The organism is Ruegeria sp. ABV4_181 (genome assembly GCF_056158465.1).
In genome coordinates this window covers 2312153-2334371 of the sequence record NZ_JBSWTI010000002.1, presented here as the reverse complement: position 1 = coordinate 2334371, position 22219 = coordinate 2312153, and the positions used below count along the sequence as shown (strand labels likewise).

Annotated in this window: 22 protein-coding genes; 14 read left to right on the top strand and 8 right to left on the bottom strand. The window is 60.5% G+C overall.

Going from position 1 to position 22219, the window contains the following annotated elements:
• Positions 1–18 precede the first annotated feature (18 nt).
• The 4 genes from ACXAC3_RS11540 to ACXAC3_RS11525 all read left to right on the top strand — a co-directional run bounded on the left by ACXAC3_RS11540 (position 19) and on the right by ACXAC3_RS11525 (position 5037).
• Positions 19–618 (top strand): nucleotidyltransferase family protein, encoded by a 600-nt coding sequence (locus tag ACXAC3_RS11540; RefSeq protein ID WP_475160128.1) that lies wholly within the window; start codon positions 19–21, stop codon positions 616–618.
• A 756-nt stretch (positions 619–1374) separates the two neighbouring features.
• On the top strand, positions 1375–2811 hold the full coding sequence (locus ACXAC3_RS11535) for a DegQ family serine endoprotease (RefSeq protein ID WP_475160127.1): 1437 nt from the start codon (positions 1375–1377) through the stop codon (positions 2809–2811).
• A gap of 182 nt (positions 2812–2993) precedes the next feature.
• On the top strand, positions 2994–3674 hold the full coding sequence (locus ACXAC3_RS11530; protein ID WP_475160125.1) for a response regulator transcription factor: 681 nt from the start codon (positions 2994–2996) through the stop codon (positions 3672–3674).
• Positions 3667–5037, top strand: coding sequence for a sensor histidine kinase (locus tag ACXAC3_RS11525; protein WP_475160123.1), 1371 nt, complete (start codon positions 3667–3669; stop codon positions 5035–5037). Before ACXAC3_RS11530 ends, ACXAC3_RS11525 begins: the two co-directional genes overlap by 8 nt.
• Here ACXAC3_RS11525 and ACXAC3_RS11520 read toward each other — a convergent pair.
• From ACXAC3_RS11520 to ACXAC3_RS11505, 4 genes are read right to left on the bottom strand one after another with little or no spacing between them, the layout of a single operon-like run.
• On the bottom strand, positions 5034–5501 hold the full coding sequence (locus ACXAC3_RS11520; protein WP_475160120.1) for a CYTH domain-containing protein: 468 nt from the start codon (positions 5499–5501) through the stop codon (positions 5034–5036). The genes ACXAC3_RS11525 and ACXAC3_RS11520 overlap by 4 nt on opposite strands.
• Entirely contained in the window at positions 5498–6253 is a 756-nt protein-coding gene (locus ACXAC3_RS11515) for a ParA family protein (protein WP_475160119.1), read from the bottom strand. Before ACXAC3_RS11515 ends, ACXAC3_RS11520 begins: the two co-directional genes overlap by 4 nt.
• 3 nt (positions 6254–6256) lie before the next feature.
• Positions 6257–7774: a CHAD domain-containing protein gene (locus ACXAC3_RS11510; protein ID WP_475160117.1), complete on the bottom strand. Its 1518-nt coding sequence runs from the start codon at positions 7772–7774 to the stop codon at positions 6257–6259.
• Positions 7774–7959, bottom strand: a complete 186-nt coding sequence (locus ACXAC3_RS11505; RefSeq protein ID WP_475160116.1) for a ribbon-helix-helix protein, CopG family — start codon at positions 7957–7959, stop codon at positions 7774–7776. The genes ACXAC3_RS11510 and ACXAC3_RS11505 overlap by 1 nt, the downstream gene beginning before the upstream one ends.
• A 138-nt stretch (positions 7960–8097) precedes the next feature.
• Here ACXAC3_RS11505 and ACXAC3_RS11500 point away from each other — a divergent pair, with 138 nt between their 5' ends.
• Positions 8098–8445: a TfoX/Sxy family protein gene (locus tag ACXAC3_RS11500; RefSeq protein WP_475160115.1), complete on the top strand. Its 348-nt coding sequence runs from the start codon at positions 8098–8100 to the stop codon at positions 8443–8445.
• 58 nt (positions 8446–8503) lie between these two features.
• On the opposite strand, the gene ndk is transcribed toward ACXAC3_RS11500, so the two are convergent.
• Complete coding sequence (ndk, locus tag ACXAC3_RS11495; protein ID WP_475160113.1) at positions 8504–8926, bottom strand: nucleoside-diphosphate kinase; 423 nt, start codon at positions 8924–8926, stop codon at positions 8504–8506.
• 114 nt (positions 8927–9040) lie between these two features.
• Positions 9041–10243, bottom strand: coding sequence for a multidrug effflux MFS transporter (locus tag ACXAC3_RS11490; protein ID WP_475160111.1), 1203 nt, complete (start codon positions 10241–10243; stop codon positions 9041–9043).
• Between the two features lie 106 nt (positions 10244–10349).
• On the opposite strand from ACXAC3_RS11490, the gene ACXAC3_RS11485 reads away from it, so the two are divergent.
• The 8 genes from ACXAC3_RS11485 to ACXAC3_RS11450 all read left to right on the top strand — a co-directional run bounded on the left by ACXAC3_RS11485 (position 10350) and on the right by ACXAC3_RS11450 (position 17668).
• Positions 10350–12197, top strand: a complete 1848-nt coding sequence (locus ACXAC3_RS11485) for an ABC-F family ATP-binding cassette domain-containing protein (protein WP_475160108.1) — start codon at positions 10350–10352, stop codon at positions 12195–12197.
• Positions 12194–12586, top strand: a complete 393-nt coding sequence (locus tag ACXAC3_RS11480; RefSeq protein WP_475160106.1) for an ACT domain-containing protein — start codon at positions 12194–12196, stop codon at positions 12584–12586. Before ACXAC3_RS11485 ends, ACXAC3_RS11480 begins: the two co-directional genes overlap by 4 nt.
• A complete protein-coding gene (locus tag ACXAC3_RS11475; protein WP_475160102.1) occupies positions 12583–13203 on the top strand; it encodes a MarC family protein in 621 nt (206 codons plus the stop codon). Before ACXAC3_RS11480 ends, ACXAC3_RS11475 begins: the two co-directional genes overlap by 4 nt.
• Before the next feature lie 41 nt (positions 13204–13244).
• Complete coding sequence (locus tag ACXAC3_RS11470; RefSeq protein ID WP_475160098.1) at positions 13245–13826, top strand: retropepsin-like aspartic protease family protein; 582 nt, start codon at positions 13245–13247, stop codon at positions 13824–13826.
• Positions 13827–13884: 58 nt separating this feature from the next.
• Positions 13885–14505 carry an ImuA family protein gene (locus ACXAC3_RS11465; protein ID WP_475160096.1) on the top strand — a complete coding sequence of 207 codons (621 nt, stop codon included), beginning with the start codon at positions 13885–13887 and terminating at the stop codon, positions 14503–14505.
• A 64-nt stretch (positions 14506–14569) separates the two neighbouring features.
• Positions 14570–15784, top strand: coding sequence for an MFS transporter (locus ACXAC3_RS11460; RefSeq protein WP_475160092.1), 1215 nt, complete (start codon positions 14570–14572; stop codon positions 15782–15784).
• Complete coding sequence (locus ACXAC3_RS11455) at positions 15781–16377, top strand: YceI family protein (RefSeq protein ID WP_475160087.1); 597 nt, start codon at positions 15781–15783, stop codon at positions 16375–16377. The genes ACXAC3_RS11460 and ACXAC3_RS11455 overlap by 4 nt, the downstream gene beginning before the upstream one ends.
• Positions 16378–16447: 70 nt before the next feature.
• A complete protein-coding gene (locus ACXAC3_RS11450; protein WP_475160080.1) occupies positions 16448–17668 on the top strand; it encodes an MFS transporter in 1221 nt (406 codons plus the stop codon).
• 35 nt (positions 17669–17703) lie between these two features.
• On the opposite strand, the gene ACXAC3_RS11445 is transcribed toward ACXAC3_RS11450, so the two are convergent.
• Both ACXAC3_RS11445 and ACXAC3_RS11440 read right to left on the bottom strand, forming a co-directional pair.
• Positions 17704–19377: a flotillin family protein gene (locus ACXAC3_RS11445; RefSeq protein WP_475160077.1), complete on the bottom strand. Its 1674-nt coding sequence runs from the start codon at positions 19375–19377 to the stop codon at positions 17704–17706.
• Positions 19378–19409: 32 nt separating this feature from the next.
• Positions 19410–20126, bottom strand: coding sequence for an OB-fold-containig protein (locus ACXAC3_RS11440; RefSeq protein WP_475160073.1), 717 nt, complete (start codon positions 20124–20126; stop codon positions 19410–19412).
• Positions 20127–20382: 256 nt separating this feature from the next.
• On the opposite strand from ACXAC3_RS11440, the gene metG reads away from it, so the two are divergent.
• Entirely contained in the window at positions 20383–22101 is a 1719-nt protein-coding gene (gene metG, locus ACXAC3_RS11435) for a methionine--tRNA ligase (protein WP_475160069.1), read from the top strand.
• Positions 22102–22219: the final 118 nt, after the last annotated feature.

The following is a 22219-nucleotide window of genomic DNA, read 5'->3' as shown; positions in this document are numbered from 1 at the left end:
CGACGGCATGTTGGCGACATGAACCAGATACCGATCATCCTGCTGGCCGCGGGTCAGTCTCGTCGCATGGGCGGTGTGGACAAGCTTATGCAGCCCGTCGACGGCATCCCGCTTTTGCGCCGGTCTGCCCGGATCGCGCTGCACGCGGCGCCTGTCATTGTGGCGCTGCCGCCAGCCCCACATGCGCGATATATGGTATTGGAGGATCTGGACTTGCACAGGGTAGAAATCCCGGATGCAACCGAGGGGATGAATGCCAGCCTGCGCGGCGCCCTGGCGCATGTGCCGGAAGACGCCCCGGCCGCGATGGTGTTGTTGGCCGACTTGCCGGATATCACCACCGAGGATCTGCGGGGTGTCGCCGCCTCAACCCAGACTCATCCGGACAACCTGATCTGGCGTGGTGCAACCGCAGCGGGCGAACCCGGTCATCCGGTGGTGTTCGACCGCAGCCTGTTCCAGCACCTCGCGTGTTTGACAGGCGATGAAGGGGCACAGGGCGTGGTTCGAGCGTTTGCGGACAAGGTCCACCTGCATCCGTTGCCTGGCTGGAACGCGCTGCTGGATCTGGATACACCCCGGGACTGGGCCGACTGGCAGTCAAAACGCAAGGGCTGAAAAGAACGCGGCCCGGTCGATTTCGACCGGGCCGGTTGCCCAAAACAGGACTACCACTTTTCACCAATCCTGAAAACGCGGCCAAAGTTGCCTAACTGGCATTCTGGCGATTCCGCTGCTGAACCTAAACAAGACCCCCTCGTTAACATGCCGCTCAGCGTTTCCAGTGACTGTGACAAGCCTTGGACACCCCCTAGTGCCGTCGGCTCCCCCTCGCTTGGGCACCTCCATCGTCACCGATCCGACGCCTGCAAACAACGTAAAATTGGAGAGAACGGTAAATTTTACAGGGGTCGGAATGGTTTTTCCGCAACATTAGCCACAAGAGGATTCTACTTTAAGGAGAGTGTCATTTTTGGCCGACGTTGCGTCACTTTGCGTTATGCACAAACCTAATTCGCAATCTGGCAGTTATGCTGACAGTTGTTGAAAAAAATGCAGGTTGCCTTCGGGCAACGCCACAACCAAAAGAAGATCGACAATTTTGAGAGAAATGCGCCCGATAATTTGTTAACGAATCTGATTCAATTCAACTCTTTTTCTGTTTTGAACGCTGGATCGGCAACAATCCACCGATTTGCGACTTCTGATTCGCGCAAATCCTCCGATCACCAGCTGTATGCAGGCGGCACAGAACATCCTCTTTGTGGCAAAATTAAGATTTCTTAACCCGCCAATCAGGAAACACTCAGACTGATGGCGCATCTCCTGATCCAACGCGCGGCCGCAATCGCGTGATATAAACAGGAGACAAATATGAGCATCCGCAAATCCTCTCTTCTTCTTCCCGCTACGTCCGGTTGGGTCGGCGTCGGCGCCCTGAGCGCTGCATTGCTTGCGACAACCGCCCTGCCCTCGATGGCCGACGAAGCACTGGCCGATCTCGTCGAAAGTGTGTCGCCGTCTGTGGTCACGATTATCGCTGAACAGGACGCCGCCCCGGTTCCGGCTCAGGGTCAGGATTTCAATTTCGATGACCATCCGTTTGGCGAGTTCTTCAAACGCTTTGGCGCGCCCGAAGGCTTCAACGCGCCGCAGCGCGGGCCGGCCCAGGGGCTTGGGTCCGGGTTCGTGCTGGATGCGGACGGCTATATCGTCACCAATCACCATGTGGTCGACAACGCATCGACCGTCACTGTCCGCCTGAGCGACAATCGCAGCTTTGAGGCCGAGGTCATCGGCACCGACCCGCTGACCGATATCGCGGTGCTCAAGATCGACGCCGGTGAAAGCCTGCAGGCGGTGGAACTGGGCGACAGCGACGTAATCCGTGTGGGCGAGGACGTTGTGGCCATTGGCAACCCGTTCGGCCTGCATTCGACCGTGACCACGGGGATCGTTTCGGCCAAGGGCCGCAATATCTCACAGGGTCCGTATGCTGAGTTCATCCAGACCGACGCGGCCATCAACAAGGGCAACTCGGGTGGCCCGCTGTTTAACATGGAGGGCGAAGTTGTCGGCGTGAACTCGGCCATCTATTCGCCCAGTGGCGGATCGGTGGGTCTGGGCTTTGCCGTGACATCGAACATCGTTGACCATATCGCCGCCGACCTGCGGGACGACGGCCAGGTCAGCCGCGGCTGGCTTGGGGTGTCGATCCAGACTGTCAGCCCGGAACTTGCCTCGGCCATGGGTATCGACACGGCGACCGGTGCGCTGGTGTCGGACGTTGTCGAGGGGAGCCCTGCCGAAGGTGTGCTGCAGCAAGGCGATATCATCCTGACCTTCAACGACGAAGCCGTTGATTCCAGTAGCGATCTGCCGCTTTTGGTTGGCACGACCAAGGTGGGCACAGACAGCGTTCTGACCGTCCTGCGCGACGGCAAGGAACAACAGATCGAGCTAACCATCGGCCAACACCAAAGCGCCGCGGCGGAAATCGACAAGTCTGTCGATGAAGGCGTTTCCGGTACTGCTCTGGGTGTTACCGTCGCTCCGCTGACCGATCTAAACCGGTCCGAAATGGGTGTCGGAAAGAACGTCGACGGCGTGGTCGTCACAGACCTGAAGCCCGACAGCCCTGCGGCCAAAGCCGGCCTGCAACGCGGCGATGTGATCGTTAAACTGGGCAGTCAGGACACCGTGACCCCGGACGCGTTGAAAGCCGCGCTTGACAGCGAAAAGACCGATCCGGCCCTCGTGCTGATCAATCGCGGTGGCAATCAGATCTTTGTTGCGGTGGAAATCGCCTGATCTGACACCTGCGCGCGCCACATGATGGGGAAATCTGGCGGGCGCTTCCCTGGCGGTTTTGAATTGTCCGCAATCCGCCGGGGCTGCCGGGTGCGCTGCGACGCACCCGGCACGTAGACTACTCAATCCATATGATTTTTCTGAATTTTGTGTTTAACTCCCGGTAGAAAGGAACTCGGATAATGAGCCGCCGCTTGCTGATCGTCGAAGATGACGAAGACACCCGGGATTTCATCGCCAAGGGATTTGGTGAAGAAGGCTATGTGGTAGAGCTTGCCGCCGATGGCCGCGAGGGTTTGTATCACGCCACCGATGGCGGCTTTGATGCGGTTGTCCTTGATCGCATGCTGCCCGGGCTGGACGGCCTGTCGCTGATCAAATCCATGCGGGCCGCCGGGTTGAAAACACCGGTTCTGATGCTGACCGCGATGAGCGCCGTTGACGAACGCGTCAAGGGGCTGCGCGCCGGGGCAGATGACTATCTGGTTAAACCCTTCTCGTTTCAGGAACTGCACGCCCGGATCGAGGCGCTGCTGAGACGTCCGCAGGAAGCCGAGGAAAGCCCAACCCTCAGCTGCAAAGACCTTGAGATGGACCTACTGACCCGAAAAGTCACCCGCAACGGGCGTGAGGTCACCCTCACCCCGCGAGAGTTCCAGATACTGGAATTTTTCCTGCGTCGTAAAAACCGCGTGGTTTCGCGCACCATGTTGCTGGAAGGGGTTTGGGACTATCACTTCGACCCGAATACCAATGTGGTCGATGTCCATATCTCGAAACTGCGACGCCAGTTGGACGAAGGCGGCGAGCCGCCGTTGATTGAAACCGTTCGCGGTGCCGGTTACATGATATCTGATGGATAACCTGCGGCTATCGTTCAACAATTCGCGCACCCGTCTCGTTCTGGCCAGCATGGTTCTCAGCACGTTGCTGACGGCCACTGTGCTGGCGCTGGTCTATGTGACGGCCAACCGCAGCATCGAAGGGGAAACCCGGTCTGTGGTATCGGCCGAGTTGACGGGTCTGGCGGATGAATATGAACGCCGTGGCCTGATCGGGCTGATGACGGCGATTGAACGGCGCATACCGACCGCATCCGAGCGTGACGCGCTTTACCTTCTGACCGACCGGTTCGGGGCCAAGCTGGCGGGGAACCTGAAACAATGGCCCGAGAACATTGCCGCCGGCAGCGGCTGGGTCGATCTTGAGCTGCGACGCGCAGACAATGACCAGTTGGTCCCCATTTCCGCAGCCTCTGTCCGCCTGCCGGGTGGCGAGCGTCTGCTGGTCGGGCGTGACGCGCTGGCGCGGCAACAGTTCGACCGGGTATTGCTGCGGTCTGTCGGCATTGCCCTGGCGATTGCCTTGGCACTAAGCGTTCTGACCGGCTGGCTGTTTACCCGGCTTGTCTTTTCGCGCCTGTCCGATATCGCCAGCACCGCCGAGAATATCGTATCGGGGGACTTGTCCCGCCGGATGCCGATGCGCGGCACCGGCGACGAGTTCGATCAGGTGGCCGGGACTTTGAACACCATGCTCGACCGGATCGAAGAGTTGGTCAGCAACCTGCGCACCACCTCAAACTCGATCGCGCACGACCTGCGCTCGCCCCTGTCGCGGCTGAAACAGCGGGTCGAAGCACTGTCCGATCCGACAAAAACCGAACAGGAACGCGAGATCGACATTGCCCGCGCGACGGTAGAGATCGATCATGTCCTGCGGGTCCTGAGCCAGTTGACCGAGATTTCCCGCGCCGAAGCGGGGGTTGGCCGCGAACAGTTCGAACCGGTAGACCTGCAGCAACTGGTGGCGGATGTGGCTGAGCTTTATGACCCGGTCGCAGCCGATCAGGGCATCCGATTGGAAATTACCGGCACGGCGGACCCCATTCTTGGTCACCGCCCGCTGCTCTCTCAGGCATTGTCGAACCTATTGGAAAACGCGATGCGATATGCGCCGCAGGGCACAGCCGTTACAATCCATCTTGGAGAAGACGGCTCCTATACCTGCCTGAGCGTCAGGGATCGGGGTCCGGGCGTGCCGCAAGAAGACCTGCCGCGTCTGCAGATGCCGTTTGTCACGCTTGATCCTGCGCGCACAGAACGCAACGCCGGGCTGGGGCTGGCCCTTGTCGCGGCCATCTCGCATATGCATGGCGGTGCGTTTCAGGCGCGCAACTGCGACCCCGGGCTGGAAGCGACGATCAGGTTGTCGCGCAAGCCCTAACTCGGGACGCCATTGATCGCCATCGTCTTGTTTTTATATCGTTTATCTGCGGTCACGTCCGTCCCGAACCAATCGGGCGGCACATATCCCTGCGCCTCAGCTTCGGTCTGAAATTCAACTTCGACCAGCTGCAACGGGGCAAGATCCCCCTGGAATACATCCAGTTCAAAGACCCGCCCATCCGGCAACTGGCCGGTAAAGCGTTCCTTTTCGACCCGGCGCCCATCCGTTTCCGGCCAGAAGGTTTCGAACTGCTCGGCCGAGATTTCGGCCTCGCGCTCGACCCGCACCATTGCACCGCTGCCCTTGAGCGTCAGGAAATATCTGTCGTTCTTTTGCCGCAGGCGCAGTTCAGTGGAATCGTCGGGTGCGGTCAGATACCCCTGACGCACGACGGCTTTTTCTGCGCCGCTCAGGTCCGGCAGATCGGCGACCAGAAACTTGCGTTCGATTTCGGTGCTCATTTGGTTGAAGCCACTCCGTGTTCCAGTTCGTCAAACAGCGCGCTGTAGGCGGCGCTGGCGGCGCTGCGGCCGGCATAGATACTGACCGGGGCGCGATATTGCCCCATGCGCTCAATATCAGCGGCAAAGGGGATTTCCGTCTGCAAGAACCGCTTTTTGTACAGTTTGCGCATTTTCTCCATCGTGTCCTGATGCAGAATTTTTCGCCGCTGCACCATTGAAAAGAATGCCTTGAGCTTCTTCTTGGGCAGCCCCTGTTTTTCAAAAAATCCGACAAGCTGGTCGAATGTCCGTTCGGACAGGGTGGTCGGGATGACAGGCACGACAATCTGATCCGCAGCCTTGAAGATATTCTCGGACAGGGTCGAAAAGTTTGGCGGACAATCCAGAATAATAACGTCGTAATCACTGCCTGCCGTGGCCAGCGCCTTTTTCAACCGCGACCGTTTGTTCCGCATTCGGGACAGGAACACGTCAAAATCGCGAAAGGTCAGGTTGGCGGGCAATACGTCCAGCCCGTCAAAGTCACTTGCCCGGATCGATCTGGTGAACCGCTCAACATCTTCAAAAAACCGCGCGTCTGTCAGCTTTTTTGACGGCTTCACCCGGAAATAGAACCCCGACGCGCCCTGCGGATCGAGATCGCAGAGCAGCACCGCATACCCTGCCCGCGCATAAGCATAGGCCAAATTCACCGAGGTTGCAGTTTTCCCGACACCGCCCTTGTTGCTGTAACAGGCAATGATCTTCAATCCTCAGTCCTCCGTATCGTGAAACAAGCTGCGGAACAGGTGTTGGATGTCCGGGCTGTCAAAATGCTGGAAATTGGCGATCACCCGATCGCGTTCGGCCTTTTGCCGCTGGCTGAGTACCGCGATCAGCCCGCCCGCCGCCATGGCAAGCTGCGCGTTGGCGCGACCCTGGGCGTCGCTTTGCTGGGTCACAAAGCTCTGCAACGCCTCCTGCTGAACCGAATAGTCGTTAAAAAGACCCAGATTGTCCTGTAGCCTTTTCAAGGGCTTGATGACCGTCCTGAAAGCGTTCTTGTCGAACAGAGGGGCGAAGAACTCCATAAGATACCGCAGCTTCTTGCAGTCAATGCGCAGCTCATGAACGGCTTCGTCCGGGGTGTCAGGGGTAATGCGCCGGGCCAGCTTGCAGACCTTTCGGTACCGCTTCCAGATCAGTGTGCAGGCATAGTCATAGGCACCGCGATCCGCATTCGGCCCGGGATCCAGTGCCTTGGTGTCCGCAAACAACACTGCAAGTTCAGTCATGTGCCGATCATATGCCGCGCCCTTAAATTGACGGGACAACGCGGCCAAAGCCTGCGCGCGTTCTTTCGCGAACTGCGCGAACATGGCCTCGACACCGGAATGAAGATTTTCTGGTATAAGATTGAAGTATATATCTTTTTCCAGAAGGTAGACATCCAAGTCCCGAACCCGCCCCGTCGGTTCCATCAACTCGGAAAATACACGTTTGAGCGTGGCGGTTTGCTCGGGCGCGAAGACGCCCTTGAACAGGCTGAGAACGGATCGGATGCGCCGCAGCGAAACGCGATAGTCGTGCAGAAACTCGGTATCGATATCCGCGATCACGCCCGCCTCGTTCTGTCGGGCAACGGTCAGGTATGTGCGGATGATATCAGCAGCAACTTCAATCGATGGCTCGTTGGTACCAAGTTCGACATCGGGTTTGGCCTTGTACGGGACATGCCCGGGGGCCAGTGCGTTGTACACCGGGTCAAACCCGCTTGGTACATCTGCCGTCTTGTTCAGCGCGGCGCATACGGCCTCAAACGCGCGGTCGTATCCACGCAGGGGCCGAACCGTCAGAATTGTCGCCTGCCCGCTTGCCGAGGACAGTTTCAGAACGCTGCCGCGAACCTGCGTTTTCTGCAGTTCATCCAGTACAGCAAACTCGCCGATTTCTGCCGTGCCGGACAGAATACTCATCAATGCGCGCAGCTTGGGAAATCCGGCCAGTGCCGTGCGAACAGCCCCGTCCGGCAGATCCTGCACGAACCTGCCTTTGCCGCTCGTCCTCTGAACCCGTGTGTCGCCATCGCCCTGCAACAACCGCATCGCGCCGCCGGTTTCGATCAATAGCTGCCCGCCCGCCCTGAGCGACTGGTCATGGCAATCCAACAAATCAAAGGGCCGCGCCGCCTTGGGAAAATCGAAAACCGGGGTCAGCCCTTTCAGGGACTTGGCAAACGCCGCCAGATCGAATGCGCCTGAAATCACGAAAAGGCTGCTGTTCTGCGCCATCATGAGCGCCCTTTTCCCGGCGCTTCAAGGTATTCGTTTACCAGCTTTTCGATGATTTTCTGCACACTGGTCCCCTCTTCAATCGCTCTGATCTTCAGCGCCTTCAGAGTTTTGCCGTCTAATCTGAGCGACGTGTTTTTCCTACTCTTACCGGACTTCGCCCCGGATTCCATACTTTTGGGCATCGGCGCCCCCGTGACAGCATGACGTCATGAAATCGCGATCAAGTTCATCAGACGAGGATGACAATCGAATTGCTTACGTTACCGCCCGAACTGTAACAACCGGGTGACAGCGCCAAAACACCCGGCTACAACCCGGACATGTCCGATCCGGTTTCTTCCATCCGCAATCTTGGCCCGGCCTACGAACTGGCCTGCGCGCGCGCAGGGATTCACTCGGCGCAGCAACTGCGCGAAATGGGTGCCGATGCGGCTTATACCCGTTTGCTGAAGGCCGGTACGCGCCCGCATTTCATCGGCTACTATGTGCTGGTCATGGGTTTGCAGGGCCGGCCCTGGAACGACTGCAAGGGCGAAGAGAAAAAGGCCCTGCGTCAAAGGTTTGACGCGATTAAATCCGGCGTTACGGCCGCACCTGAAACACAGATCGTATCGGATCTGGATGCAATCGGCGTGCGCGTTTCCGCAAAAGACCTGAAACCGGTCTGAACCAAAAAAACCGCACCCGAAACCGGATGCGGTTTGATCTTGTCGATTGGGCGACGGTTTAGCCGACCAGTTCGATACCCGAGAAGAAGTATGCGATCTCAACCGCAGCAGTTTCCGGCGCGTCCGAACCGTGGACCGAGTTTTCACCAACCAATTCAGCGAACTCGGCGCGGATGGTGCCGGGCGCTGCGTCTGCGGGGTTGGTTGCACCCATGACTTCGCGGTTCTTGGCAATGGCACCTTCGCCTTCCAGGACCTGAACGACGACCGGAGCCGACGACATGAATTCGCACAGTTCGTCATAGAACGGACGCTCGGCATGTACTTCGTAGAACTTGCCAGCCTGAGCTTTTGTCATGTGGATGCGCTTTTGCGCAACGATGCGCAGGCCAGCTTCTTCGAACTTGGCGTTGATCTTGCCAGTCAGGTTACGGCGGGTTGCATCGGGTTTGATGATCGAAAATGTGCGTTCCAGTGCCATGTCGGCCTCTCCTTACTATAGGGCGCAGAACCTGCGCCGAAATCCATCGGGCGCCGCCTAACATGGTCTGTGGCTCATGAAAAGCGTAATGATGGCGCCGCGCAGAATTGCCGATCAGATTGTGTCGGGCAGCGGCTCTTGCCGGTCAACCCAACGGACGTAGAGTATGGCCAGCAAGCCTGCGAAACTGCTGGCGCACATCATTCCAAGTACAAGGAACGGGCCATTTTCCGGACTGACCAGAGCCCCCGTCATCGACGTCAGAACTGCGCCAAGCCCGACAACCATCGCACCGGACAATCCGGCGGCGCTGCCGGCTAGCTTTGGACGCACCGACATCAGCCCGGCCGAGGCATTGGCGTTTGTCAGGCCATTACCAAAGCCCACGGCCACGGCAGAGCCAAAAAAGACCCACACGGAACCCTGATCCGCCAAAAACAGCAGCAGGCCGATGAACGGACCGGTCGAGGCGATCACCCGACCGCTTAGGATCATCGTCGTCAGGCGTGTGCGAGCGGCTATGCGACCGGTGATGAAATTGCCCACCATGAACCCGCCCGTGATGATCCCGATCCCCAGGCCCAGCGTGGCCGGGCTCAGGTCAAACCAAGCTGCGGCAACCAGCGGCGCACCTGTGATAAAGCTGAAGAATCCGCCGATCGAGAATGCGGCACACAGGGCATAGCCCCAGAACCGTCGTGCCCGAAACAGGTGCGGGTATTCCTGAAGCTGGGCGGCGAAGGTCGATGACCGCTCGGTGTTTGTCTCGCCCATATCCACCCACAAGAGCATCAGCATCCCTGCCCCCAACGCGGCGTACAAGACAAACCCCGCGCGCCAGCCGAACAGCATGTCCAACGCTCCGCCCAGCATCGGCCCCAGCATCGGGGCCAGCGCCATCGCCATCGCGACATAGCCCAGCTTGCTGGCCGCCTCGTTCGGCGGATACCGGTCCCGGATCGACGCGCTGGACAGCACAGGCCCCGCCACCACTGCTGCCTGCAACAGGCGGAAGCCAAGGAAGACCCAGATTGATCCGGCCAGAACGCACCCCAGCGACGCAACGGCGAATATCACCATACAGATCAGCAGGATGGGCCTGCGGCCATAGCGGTCCGACAGCGGCCCCATGATTAGTTGCAGGACCGCTGAAACAGCCAGGTATCCAGCCACCGAAAGGTTCACCAACGCATAGTCGACCTGAAAATCTGCCCCCATCCGCGCCAAAGACGGCAGAAACATATTCAGCGACAGCACCGACAGCGCTGTCGCAAATATCAGGGTCACCAAAGAAGGAGGCGTTCGGGCCGCGTGCATAATGAAAACCGTCTGAATTCCAACCGGACCAGCGCTAGCACATCCCCGAACAATTGAACACGCCAAGCTGCTGGCGGCCCCTGTCACGCTCTGCTAAGAGCGGCGCATGCTACGGATCGAAGACATCACTTACGCCGTCGAAGGCCGCCCCCTTTTTGATGGGGCCAGTGCAACCATTCCCGACGGGCACAAGGTTGGGCTGGTGGGCCGCAACGGCACGGGCAAAACCACCTTGTTCCGCCTGATCCGGGGCGAACTGGCGTTGGAATCTGGCAATATCGTGCTGCCGAAACGCGCGCGGATCGGGGGCGTGGCGCAAGAGGTGCCCTCGTCCGACGTGTCGCTGATCAATACGGTTCTGGCCGCCGATACCGAACGCAGCGCGCTGATGGCCGAGGCCGACAGCGCCACAGATCCCGCTCGGATCGCTAAAATTCAGACCCGTCTCGCCGATATCGACGCCTGGTCGGCCGAGGCGCGCGCGGCTTCGATCCTCAAAGGTCTGGGCTTTGACGACGAGGATCAGTTGAAGCCCTGCTCGGACTTCTCGGGCGGCTGGCGAATGCGCGTTGCGCTGGCGGCGGTGCTGTTCTCGCAACCTGATCTGCTGCTGCTGGATGAACCGACCAACTATCTTGACCTTGAAGGCGCGCTGTGGCTGGAACGCTACCTGGCCAAATACCCGCACACGGTCATAATCATCAGTCACGACCGGGGCCTGCTGAACCGGGCTGTTGGGTCGATCCTGCATCTGGAAGACCGCAAGCTGACCTATTACGCGGTGCCTTACGACAAATTCGCGGAACGCCGCGCCGAGCGTCTAGCACAGGCGGAATCCGAAAACGCCAGGGCCAAGGCCCGCATCGCGCATCTGCAAAGCTTTGTGGACCGGTTCCGCTACAAGGCGTCCAAGGCTGTTCAGGCTCAGTCCCGCCTGAAGATGATTGAACGCATCCAGCTTGTCTCAACCCCGCAAGAGGCCGCCCTGCGCGCCTTCTCTTTCCCGAAGCCCGAGGAACTGTCGCCGCCGATCATCCAGATCGAAGGCGGTGTGACCGGCTATGGTGAAACCGAGGTTCTGCGCCGCCTGAACCTGCGCATTGATCAGGACGACCGGATTGCGCTGCTGGGTAAGAACGGTCAGGGCAAGTCGACCCTGTCCAAGCTGCTGTCCAACCGCCTGCCCCTGATGGCGGGCAAGATGACCCGCAGTTCCAAACTTCGCATCGGATATTTCGCGCAGCATCAGGTGGATGAGCTGCATGTGGACGAGACGCCGCTGGATCATCTGCGCCGCTTGCGCCCGGACGAGGCTCCGGGCAAGTGGCGGTCGCGTCTGGCAGGGTTCGGAATGAATGCGGATCAGGCGGAAACGCTGGTTGGTCGTTTGTCCGGAGGTCAGAAAGCGCGCCTGTCGCTGCTGATCGCCACCATAGACGCGCCGCATATGCTGATTCTTGATGAGCCGACCAACCATCTGGATATCGAAAGCCGCGAGGCGCTGGTCGAAGCGCTGACAGCCTATTCCGGCGCGGTCGTTCTGGTCAGCCACGACATGCACCTGCTGTCGCTGGTGGCGGATCGGCTGTGGCTGGTTTCGGACGGCACCGTGAAACCCTTTGAGGGTGACCTGGAAGCCTATCGTGCCCTTCTGCTGGCCCGTGACAAGCCGATCAGGGAAAAGCCTGCGGCCAAGCCCAGACGCCCCTCGCGCGATACCATGCTGGCCCTGCGCGCCGACCTGCGCAAATGCGAGGACCGGATCGAAAAACTGTCGGACATGCACGAAAAGCTTTCGGCCAAGCTGGCGGACCCGGCGCTTTATGAGGACGACAGGATCAACGATCTGGAAACCTGGAACCGGAAGTTTGCCGAGGTGGTCGAGGCCATGCAGAAGGCCGAGGCGCTTTGGGTCGCTGCGGCTGAACGGCTGGAACAGGCGGAAATGGCATGAGCGCACCCGTCAAGGACACCAACGCGATGATTGCCGGCATGTACCCTGTTGTTCAGCCCGGTGAATTCGCTTTTGCGGTCTGGCCGGAAAACGAGCCATGGCCCCAAGGAACGCGCGCCAGTTGTATTGAGGCCGAGGGTTTGTCCCTGATCGTTCCTTTTGAAAACGCGCCGCAAGAGGCGGTCGCCATGCGCTGCATAACGCTGCAAGTTCACTCCTCACTGGAAGGCGTGGGGCTGACGGCTGCGGTCTCGGGCGCATTGGCACGGGCTGGTATACCAGCCAACATGGTCGCGGGTTACCATCACGATCATGTATATGTTCCTTCGGAACTGGCTGAAGATGCCGTGAAAATTCTGCAACACCTGCAACAAAGTAGCAAAGAGTGATGGACAGCGCATTCTTGATCACCGCGTTCACGACGCTTTTCGTGGTCCTTGACCCACCGGCACAGACGCCGATCTTTGTGGCCCTGACCCAGGGGATGGACTGGAACACCCGGCGATCCATCGCGATCCGGGCCTGTCTGACAGCAGGCGGGATACTCGCGATGTTCGCGGCCTTCGGCGAGGCGGTTCTGGGCTTCATCGGCATCTCGATGGAGGCATTCCGGGTCGCGGGCGGCGTCCTGTTGTTCCTGACTGCGCTCGACATGCTGTTTGAACGCCGTACCAAACGGCGCGAAAGCAGCGCCGAAGAAGAGGAACATGCCGACCCGTCTGTGTTTCCGCTTGGCATCCCCCTGATTGCAGGTCCGGGGGCGATTGCCACGATGATCCTGCTGGCCGGTCAGCAACCCGGCATTCAGGGTCTGGCGGTTGTCATCGGCGTCATGCTGGTTGTTCTGGCCATGGTGTTCGTGATGTATCTGACCTCGGGCGCGGTGGCGCGTGTGCTGGGCAAGACCGGGCTGAACGTGCTGACGCGCCTGTTAGGGATGCTGTTGGCGGCGCTGTCGGTTCAGTTCATTCTGGACGGCCTCAAGGCCTTTGGTTTTGCGGCATAAATACCCATATAGCATAGAGATGTTCTGGTAAGGGTAACGACATGGACGGCGACAGCATTGCACGACTGACCTATCTGGGGCTGCTTGGCGCCGCAGTGGTGGCGTGGTTTGTGTCGCAGAACCGCGAAACGCTGAACAAAACGCTGCAACAGGCCCTGGCCTGGGTGTTTATCTTCGTTGGGGTCATCGCCGTCGTCGGCCTGTGGGAAGACATTCGCACCACGGTCAGCCCTGCGCCGCAAATGACCGTCACCGGTGAGACCATCGAAGTACCGCGGTCATATGACGGGCACTATTACCTGCCGGTCGTGGTGAACGGCGAGCCGATCTCTTTCATGGTCGATACCGGAGCCAGTCAGATTGTCCTGAGTTCGCCTGACGCCGAGCGGCTGGGGATTGATCCGAACCAACTGAACTTCTTCGGCCGCGCAGCGACGGCCAATGGTGAGGTTCGAACCGCGCCGGTACGGTTGGATACGCTGACCCTGGGGCCGATCACCGACCGGAACGTCTCGGCCTGGATCAATGAGGGCGAGCTGCACCAGTCGCTTTTGGGCATGGATTACCTGCATCGGTTCTCGAACATCCAGTTCTCGAACGGGCGCATGATCCTGTCGCGGTAACGGGCAATGGTCACATTCACCAATTGAGAACAAAGTGAGAACATGCTAATCTGACAGCATGTCTACACATCTTCTTGGCCGCAAACCCGCGCGCGCGGCGCCGGGGCTGGCTCTACACCCGCAGATCACCCTGCAACTGGCCCGCGTGCACGAGGCCTGCGGCCCCGCCCGGCGCAGCTTTGCCATGTGGCTGGCCGGTCAGGCGCAGGGGCCGGTATTATGGATTTCGCCCGCGTGGGAACCCGATCAGCTGAACCCCGACGGCATGATGCCCTTTGCCGATCCGGCCCGGTTCCTGTTCGTGCGCCCCACCCGCGCCGAAGATCTGCTGTGGTGCATGGAAGAGGCGCTGCGCAGCGGGGCAATCCCGCTGGTGATCGGTGATCTGCCCGGCGCGCCGGGGCTGACGCCGGTGCGGCGCATGCATCTGGCCGCCGAACAGGGCGGCGCGATGGGACGGGCCCCGCTGGGTCTGTTGCTGACGCCCGGCGACGGTGGCGCGCAGGGGGTCGAGACCCGCTGGCACATGGCCGCGAACCATCAGGGCGAGGCCCGCCGCTGGACCCTGACCCGCCGCCGCGCGCGCGCCCTGCCCCCGGTTAGCTGGCAGGCCACCCAGACCGCGCCGCGCGCCGGGCTGAACCTGCAAAAGGCTGAATCCGAAGATGCTTTGGTGTGACACCTCACGAGGATCACAAAACTTGTGACTGGCAAAAAAACCGGCCCCGCCCTAGCGTTTCGGCATGAGCCACCCGATCCATGACGGCCGCTATTCCTGGTTCCGCCTGCTGATCACGCTCGGCATCGCAATGGTGGCGAATGTGGGCATGTGGGCGGTGATCGTCGTGATGCCCGCGGTCGAAGCCCAATTCAACGCCGGGCGCGCCGAGGCTTCGCTACCTTACGTACTGTCGATGATCGGCTTTGCGCTGGGGAACATGTGGCTGGGGCAGATGGTGGACCGGCTGGGCGTGACCCGGGCGCTGATCGGGGCCGCCGTGCTGAGCGCCATAAGCTATCTGCTGGCGACACTGGCCCCGAACATCATCCTGTTGTCGGTCGCGCATCTGTTGCTTGGGCTGGGTACGTCGATCGGGTTCGGCCCGCTGATCGCCGACATTTCACACTGGTTCATGCGACGACGCGGCATCGCTGTCGCACTGGTGGCCAGCGGGAACTATCTGTCCGGCGCGATATGGCCCACCCTGCTGTCGGGCATTCTGGCCCGCGACGGGTGGCAGCAGGTCTATCTGACGCTGGCAGTCATTACCCTGGCCGTTGTTATCCCCCTGTCCCTGCTGCTGCGCCGTCAGGTCCCGGCCGAGGCGCACAGCACCGCCGCCGCCAATGCCCGGATCAACGCCAGCAGCGTCGGAATACCGCCCCGCGCCCTGCAATACATATTGGGTCTGGCCGGGATCGGCTGTTGCGTGGCGATGTCCATGCCGCAGGTTCATATCGTCTCGTACTGCGTCGGGCTGGGCTATGGCCCCGCGGTCGGGGCCGAGATGCTGTCGCTGATGTTGCTGGGCGGTGTGGTCAGCCGCGTGATTTCGGGATTGGTCGCCGACAAGCTTGGCGGGATCATGACCCTGCTGATCGGGTCGGTCCTGCAATGCATCGCCCTGTTCCTGTTTCTGCCATATGACGGGATGGTTTCGCTATATGTCATCAGCCTGCTGTTCGGACTGGCACAGGGCGGGATCGTGCCCAGCTATGCCCTTGTCGTGCGCGAATACATGCCCCCGCAGGAGGCCGGCGCTCGGGTCGGTTTCGTGATGATGATGACCATCATGGGCATGGCGCTGGGCGGCTGGATGTCCGGCTGGATCTACGATGTCACCGGGAACTACCAACTGGCCTTCATCAACGGCATTCTCTGGAACGGGCTGAATATCGCGATTCTGCTGATGCTGCTGCACCGGTCGCGCCCCCGCCGGCAGGAGGCCGTAATATGAGGTGCCTGACCCGGCGTGCCCTTCTGGCCGGGCTGGCGACCCTGCCCCTGACACGCGCGGCTCGCGCCGGGCGAAGGCCGTACAGGCTGGTGCCCAGCGGAACCTCGGTCGACTTCACCTTCGATCTGTCCGGAATTGCCCAGTCCGGGACCATGCCGATCCAGTCTGCCGATATTCAGATCGACCTGGCCGACCTGGCAAACAGTCGCGTCAATGTCATCCTGAACGTCGCCAGGGCGCGCACGCGACTGCCATTTGCCCGCAAGCCGATGCTCAGCGCCGAAGTGCTGGATGCCGCGCGGTTTCCCACGATTCACTTCGTTTCAACGCATATTCAATTGGGCAAAGGCGGACGTATCTCACGCGGGGCGAAAGTTACCGGCGACCTGACGCTGCGCGGCGTGACCCGTCCGATTACACTTCAGGCAGAACTCTACCGTCGCCCTGGCAGTGCCGCCGACAGTCTGGACGACCTTTCCATCCGCTTGACCGGCGCCCTGAACCGTCACGACTTTGGCGCCTCGGGTTATGCTGATCTGGTGCAGGACACGGTCGGGCTGGACATCAGGGCGGAAATCAAACGGGTCGAATAGGCAAAAAACGACGCGCCAGAGTCGATTAGACGCGCGCATCACCATTCATTTCCCCCTAGCAAAGACCATTATGCGCACGATTATTTCCTTTGCCGCCCTGTTTCTTTCCGTCATTCTTCTGCAGCTTTCGACGGGCGGCGTCGGACCATTGGACGCCATCTCGGGCCTGACCCTGAACTTTTCGACCGAACAGATCGGTCTGCTGGGCTCGGCCCATTTCATCGGGTTCTTTATCGGGTGCTGGTGGGCACCGCGCCTTATGGGCAGCGTCGGGCATTCGCGCGCTTTTGCCGTCTGCACCGCTTTGGGGGCGATGGGGTTGCTGGGACACACGCTGACGGAAAACCCGCAGGTATGGGCCGCCCTGCGCATCGCGTCCGGCACCTGCGTCGCGGGGTGCTACACGGTGATCGAGGCCTGGCTGAACGCCAAAGTCACGAACGAGACCCGCGGGCGCGCCATGGGCACGTACCGCATCGCGGATCTGGGCGCGTCGCTGTGTGCGCAGTTGATCATCGCCGTCCTGCCACCGGCCTCTTATGTGTCTTACAACCTGCTGGCGATCCTGTGTTGCGCGTCGCTGCTGCCGCTGGCGCTCACGCGGGCCAGCCAGCCCAAAACACCGGACGCGCCGCGCCTGCGCCCTCGGCTGGCATGGCAAAGCTCACCACTGGCCGTTGCCGGGGTCATCGTCGCCGCGCTCAGTTCAGCGTCGTTTCGCATGGTCGGCCCGGTCTATGGGCAAGAGGTCGGGCTGGGCGTGGATCAGATTGCGTTCTTTCTGGCCTCATTCGTTCTGGGCGGGGCGCTGGCGCAATACCCGCTGGGCTGGCTTGCCGACAAGTACGACCGGCGCTGGGTGCTGATCTGGCTGTCCGCCGCCGCTGTGCTGAGCTGCGGTGTAACAATGCTGGCCAGTGGCGCGGGCACGATGGGCGTCATGCTGGCCGCCGGGTTCTTTGGCCTGACGACATTCCCGATCTTTTCGCTGTCATCGGCGCACGCCAACGACTTTGCAACAACTGAACAACGGGTCGAACTGTCTGCGGCGCTGATGTTCTGGTACGCGCTGGGCGCCATTGCGTCGCCCTACATCTCATCCACGCTGATCCAGCAATTCGGCCCCGGTGCACTGTTCGCATTTGTGGCGGTCGGTCATTTGGGGCTGATCGTGTTTGGCCTGGCGCGGATGCGGTCACGGCCAACGCCGGACGAGCGCACCAATTACGTCTACGCGCCGCGTACATCCTTCACCATTGGCCGATTGCTGAAAAGATCGCGGGAGGAATGACAGGGAAAGGGCCGGGAAATCCCGGCCCTTTTTTCTTACTGTTGTGTCGGGGCGGTTTCGTCTTCTGCCGCCTCGATCGCGTTCGCGGGCTCGGGTGTGGGTTCCAGCGCGCCGTTCACGACACCACCGACCCCGTTTTCCATCGACAGGCCCAGCTCCTCGCCCAGTTTCTTGAGCGCGGGCATCTGAACGGCCATGCCCATGATCGAATCCAGCGCCTGGTTGACCACCGGCTTGTCGCCATTTGACGCGGTGCCACCGCTTGCAGCACCAATGCCGCCAACCTGATGGATCTTGATCGAGTTGATCTTCTCGGCCGGTTTGACCATTTCCGAGATGATCGACGGCATAGTCTCGATCCGTGCCAGATCCACCTTCATGCGGATTTGCGCCGCGGACAGAGCGTTATCGGCATCGACAATCGCGCGCTTACCTTCCGCTTCGGCCAGCATGTCGTTCTTCTTGGCCTCGGCCCGGATGTTCAATGCGTCCGCTTCGGCCTGCGCTTCTTCACGACGGGCTTCGGCCCGGTCGGCAGCGGCCTCTTTCTCGGCCTGTGCGGCCAGACGGATCGCGGTTGCCTGACGTTCGGCCTCACGGGTGGCTTCGATCAGCGCGATCTGCTTCTGTCGCTCAGCCTCGGCCACTTCGCGGGCGGTTGCCACGGCTTCGGTTGCCTTGGTTGCCTCAGCCCGGGCCAGATCAGCAGATGCACGCGCGCGGCTTTCCTCTTCGGATTTCTGCGCGATGATGATCTGGCGTTCCTGCTCGGCCACTTCCAGCTCACGCTCTTTCGAGATTTCGGCCTCGCGGATCTTGCGCTCGCGCTCGATATCCGCAGCGCGGATGGCTTCTTCGCGGGCAATTCGTGCGCGTTCGGTTTCACGCACCGAGTCCTCAGTCCGTGCGGCGATCTCGGCCTCTTGCGCCACGCGCAGGGTTTCGACCTTTTGTGTCTGTTCGATGCGCGCCTGCGCCTCGTCCTGCTCGATCAACAGCTTCTGGCGTTCGGCCTCCATCGCGGCGCGGCGCACCTCAACTTCGGCTTCGGCATCAATCTGAGCGCGCTCTTTCTTCGACACAGCGATGACCTCAGCCAGCTTGCGCATACCAACGGCGTTAAAGGCGTTGTTTTCGTCCAGAGCCTCAAACGGTGTCTGGTCCAGCGCGGTCAGCGAAACGGATTCCAGGGACAGACCGTTCTTCAGCAAGTCCTCGGACACCGCATTCTGCACCTCCTGCACAAAGTCGGCGCGGTTTTCATGCAGACCGTCCATGGTCATCTGGGCCGCAACGGCGCGCAGGCCGTCGATCAGTTTGCCTTCGATCATCTCGCGCAGTTGCTCAACGTCGAAGGTGCGGTCACCCAGCGTCTGTGCGGCGCGGGCGATGCCCTCTTCGGTCGCCATGACCGAGACGTAGAACTCGACGCCAACGTCCACACGCATGCGGTCCTTGGTGATCAGGGCGGCCTCACCGCTGCGCTGCACCTCAAGGCGCAGGGTCTTCATGTTGACGGGGCTGACCTCATGCAGAAGCGGCACGATAATGACGCCACCATCCATGATGACCTTTTTGCCACCCGCGCCGGTTTTCACCAGGCTGACCTCTCGGGTCGCGCGGCGGTAGAGCCGACCCAGAACAAGGCCGATGAAAAGAAATACCGCCAGAATGGTCACAACTGTGACGGCCAGGAATGTAAGTTCCATGCAAAATCCTCCGTATTGGGGTTGAAATTTGGTTAGTCTGACAAGCCGACCAGAACGAACCGGTCGCGCCGTCGGTCGCGCAACACCAGCACTTCGGTGCCTTGCGTCAGGGCGTCCTGGGCCTGCAAGGGTTCAGCCCGCAGGTAGTGCGCATTGCCATAACGATCGGTCACACGAACCTCGGCCGGGCGACCGTGCGATGCCGTGCCTTGCGTGATCACACCACGGCGGCGGGCCAGCATTCGTTCAGACATCGCTTCGGATTCGGTTTTGGGCAGCAGGCGGGCAAAGGCACCGCCGAAGCCGCGCGCGAACCACAGGCCGAACAGACCGGCCGGGATCGCGGCCATCCACGACGGCAGGCTGAATCCCAGCAAATCGCGCAGTGCCAGTTGCAGACCCATACCGCTTAGGCCAAAGCCCGCCAGTAGGACCACCAGCCAGATCATGAAGGGCATTCTGCCGATACCCAGCCAGCCAAACGGACCGGCCGAGGCTGCCTCGGGCGCTTCCGTTTCAACCTCGGCCAGTTCGAATTCGCCCAGATCGACATCGGCGTCGATATCCAGATCGAAATCGGCAACGTCCAGATCGGGGGCGTCGACCATGTCCAGGTCGACCTCGCCATCGCCGGTTATCAGACTTCCGCCCAACGCCAGCGCAATCAGTTCGAGCGCCAGAAGGCCGAACAGTAAAGCGAGCGCCATTGTAAAGGGCGCAAACGCACCCTCGAGCAGAAAGTTGAGCATCAGCAAGTTGTCCCCGTTTTAGTATACTTTGGTATACACTCTAGATGGGCAGTCATTACAAAAATTCAAGAGGTTGTGATTCCAATGTTCAACCTATGGGTATTGCAGCCCTTGAAACCTCTGCAATCCGGGAAACGCCGATTCACCGATTTTCCGGACGATGCGTGTTTAAAATCACATCTGCATGAAAGCCGGGCTTTTGCTGGCGGGTTACATAATGTAGACGGGCGCGCAGTTAGATACGCGGATACGGAACATGGCTCGGATTCTTATTACCTCGGCGATCCCTTACATCAACGGGATCAAGCACCTCGGCAACCTGATCGGCTCGCAATTGCCTGCCGATCTGTACGCGCGCTATCAGCGTGGCCGGGGGAACGAGGTCATGTTCCTGTGCGCCACGGATGAGCACGGCACACCCGCAGAACTGGCGGCGGCCAAGGCGGGCAAGCCGGTGGCTGAATATTGCGCCGAGATGTATGGCATTCAGGCCGACATCGCCAAGCGCTTTGGCCTCAGCTTCGATCACTTCGGTCGTTCCTCCAGCGAACAGAACAAGAAACTGACGCAGCATTTCGCAGGCAAGCTGGACGATGCCGGGTTGATCCGCGAGGTCAGCGAGAAACAGGTCTATTCCAACGCGGATGGCCGCTTTCTGCCCGACCGCTATATCGAGGGCACCTGCCCGAACTGCGGATATGAGCGTGCGCGGGGTGACCAGTGCGAGAACTGTACCAAGCAGCTGGACCCGACCGACCTGATCGAGCCGCGTTCGGCCATATCCGGCTCGACCGATCTGGAAGTGCGCGAAACCAAGCACCTGTATCTGCGTCAATCCGCGATGAAGGACCAGCTGGACGCATGGATCGACAGCAAATCCGACTGGCCGATCCTGACGACATCAATTGCCAAGAAGTGGCTGCATGACGGTGATGGGTTGCAAGACCGCGGCATTACCCGCGATCTGGACTGGGGTGTACCGGTCAAGAAAGGCAATCAGGACTGGCCGGGAATGGAGGGCAAGGTCTTTTATGTCTGGTTCGACGCGCCTATCGAATACATCGCCTGTGCCAAGGAATGGGCCGATGCCAGCGGCAAACCGGATGCCGAGTGGGAGCGCTGGTGGCGCACCGACAAGGGCGCGGATGACGTGCGTTACGTCCAGTTCATGGGCAAGGACAACGTGCCCTTCCATACTCTGTCCTTCCCCGCCACCATTCTGGGGTCGGGTGAGCCGTGGAAGATGGTCGACCATCTGAAATCCTTCAACTATCTGAACTATGATGGCGGCCAGTTCTCGACCTCTCAGGGGCGCGGCGTGTTCATGGATCAGGCGCTGGACATCCTGCCCGCCGATTTCTGGCGCTGGTGGCTGCTGAGCCATGCGCCCGAAAGCAGCGACAGCGAATTCACATGGGAGAACTTCCAGCAATCGGTGAACAAGGACCTCGCCGACGTTCTGGGCAACTTCGTGAGCCGTATCACCAAGTTCTGCCGCTCGAAATTCGGCGAGGCGGTGCCCGAAGGCGGTGCATATGGCCCGCGCGAGCAAGCCCTGATCGAAGAGTTGACCACTCGCGTCCGCGCCTATGAGGAGCATATGGAAGCGATGGAGGTCCGCAAATCCGCGCGGGAATTGCGGGCGATCTGGGTCGCTGGCAACGAATACCTGCAAGCGGCTGCCCCCTGGTCGACCTTCAAGGAAGACCCGGAGCAAGCTGCTGCGCAGGTGCGTCTGGGCCTGAACCTGATCCGCCTTTACGCCGTGCTGAGCGCGCCGTTCATCCCCGAAACCTCGGCCCGGATGCTGAGCGCGATGAACACGCTGGACACCAGCTGGCCCGATGATGTCGCTGCCGCGCTGAACGCTCTGCCGGCCGGGCACGCGTTTACTGTACCCGACGTGTTGTTCGCCAAAATCACCGATGAACAACGCGAAGACTGGCAAAACCGGTTCGCCGGTACGCGCGACTGATCGGACAAAAAGTAACGACCAATAAGGGGGGCTCCGGCCCCCTTTTTTGTGCCCTCGCGGCTGCGCATCTCAAAGGCCCACGGCCGACCCTCGACGTAGGAAGGCGGCAGTAAACCCG

Bases quoted from the DNA above. Each gene is read 5' to 3' on its own strand.
- ACXAC3_RS11540 (WP_475160128.1), top strand. From the start codon at position 19: ATGAACCAGATACCGATCATCCTGCTGGCCGCGGGTCAGTCTCGTCGC.
- ACXAC3_RS11535 (WP_475160127.1), top strand. From the start codon at position 1,375: ATGAGCATCCGCAAATCCTCTCTTCTTCTTCCCGCTACGTCCGGTTGG.
- ACXAC3_RS11530 (WP_475160125.1), top strand. From the start codon at position 2,994: ATGAGCCGCCGCTTGCTGATCGTCGAAGATGACGAAGACACCCGGGAT.
- ACXAC3_RS11525 (WP_475160123.1), top strand. From the start codon at position 3,667: ATGGATAACCTGCGGCTATCGTTCAACAATTCGCGCACCCGTCTCGTT.
- ACXAC3_RS11520 (WP_475160120.1), bottom strand. From the start codon at position 5,501: ATGAGCACCGAAATCGAACGCAAGTTTCTGGTCGCCGATCTGCCGGAC.
- ACXAC3_RS11510 (WP_475160117.1), bottom strand. From the start codon at position 7,774: ATGGCGCAGAACAGCAGCCTTTTCGTGATTTCAGGCGCATTCGATCTG.
- ACXAC3_RS11505 (WP_475160116.1), bottom strand. From the start codon at position 7,959: ATGCCCAAAAGTATGGAATCCGGGGCGAAGTCCGGTAAGAGTAGGAAA.
- ACXAC3_RS11500 (WP_475160115.1), top strand. From the start codon at position 8,098: ATGTCCGATCCGGTTTCTTCCATCCGCAATCTTGGCCCGGCCTACGAA.
- ndk (WP_475160113.1), bottom strand. From the start codon at position 8,926: ATGGCACTGGAACGCACATTTTCGATCATCAAACCCGATGCAACCCGC.
- ACXAC3_RS11490 (WP_475160111.1), bottom strand. From the start codon at position 10,243: ATGCACGCGGCCCGAACGCCTCCTTCTTTGGTGACCCTGATATTTGCG.
- ACXAC3_RS11485 (WP_475160108.1), top strand. From the start codon at position 10,350: ATGCTACGGATCGAAGACATCACTTACGCCGTCGAAGGCCGCCCCCTT.
- ACXAC3_RS11480 (WP_475160106.1), top strand. From the start codon at position 12,194: ATGAGCGCACCCGTCAAGGACACCAACGCGATGATTGCCGGCATGTAC.
- ACXAC3_RS11470 (WP_475160098.1), top strand. From the start codon at position 13,245: ATGGACGGCGACAGCATTGCACGACTGACCTATCTGGGGCTGCTTGGC.
- ACXAC3_RS11465 (WP_475160096.1), top strand. From the start codon at position 13,885: ATGTCTACACATCTTCTTGGCCGCAAACCCGCGCGCGCGGCGCCGGGG.
- ACXAC3_RS11460 (WP_475160092.1), top strand. From the start codon at position 14,570: ATGAGCCACCCGATCCATGACGGCCGCTATTCCTGGTTCCGCCTGCTG.
- ACXAC3_RS11455 (WP_475160087.1), top strand. From the start codon at position 15,781: ATGAGGTGCCTGACCCGGCGTGCCCTTCTGGCCGGGCTGGCGACCCTG.
- ACXAC3_RS11450 (WP_475160080.1), top strand. From the start codon at position 16,448: ATGCGCACGATTATTTCCTTTGCCGCCCTGTTTCTTTCCGTCATTCTT.
- ACXAC3_RS11445 (WP_475160077.1), bottom strand. From the start codon at position 19,377: ATGGAACTTACATTCCTGGCCGTCACAGTTGTGACCATTCTGGCGGTA.
- ACXAC3_RS11440 (WP_475160073.1), bottom strand. From the start codon at position 20,126: ATGCTCAACTTTCTGCTCGAGGGTGCGTTTGCGCCCTTTACAATGGCG.
- metG (WP_475160069.1), top strand. From the start codon at position 20,383: ATGGCTCGGATTCTTATTACCTCGGCGATCCCTTACATCAACGGGATC.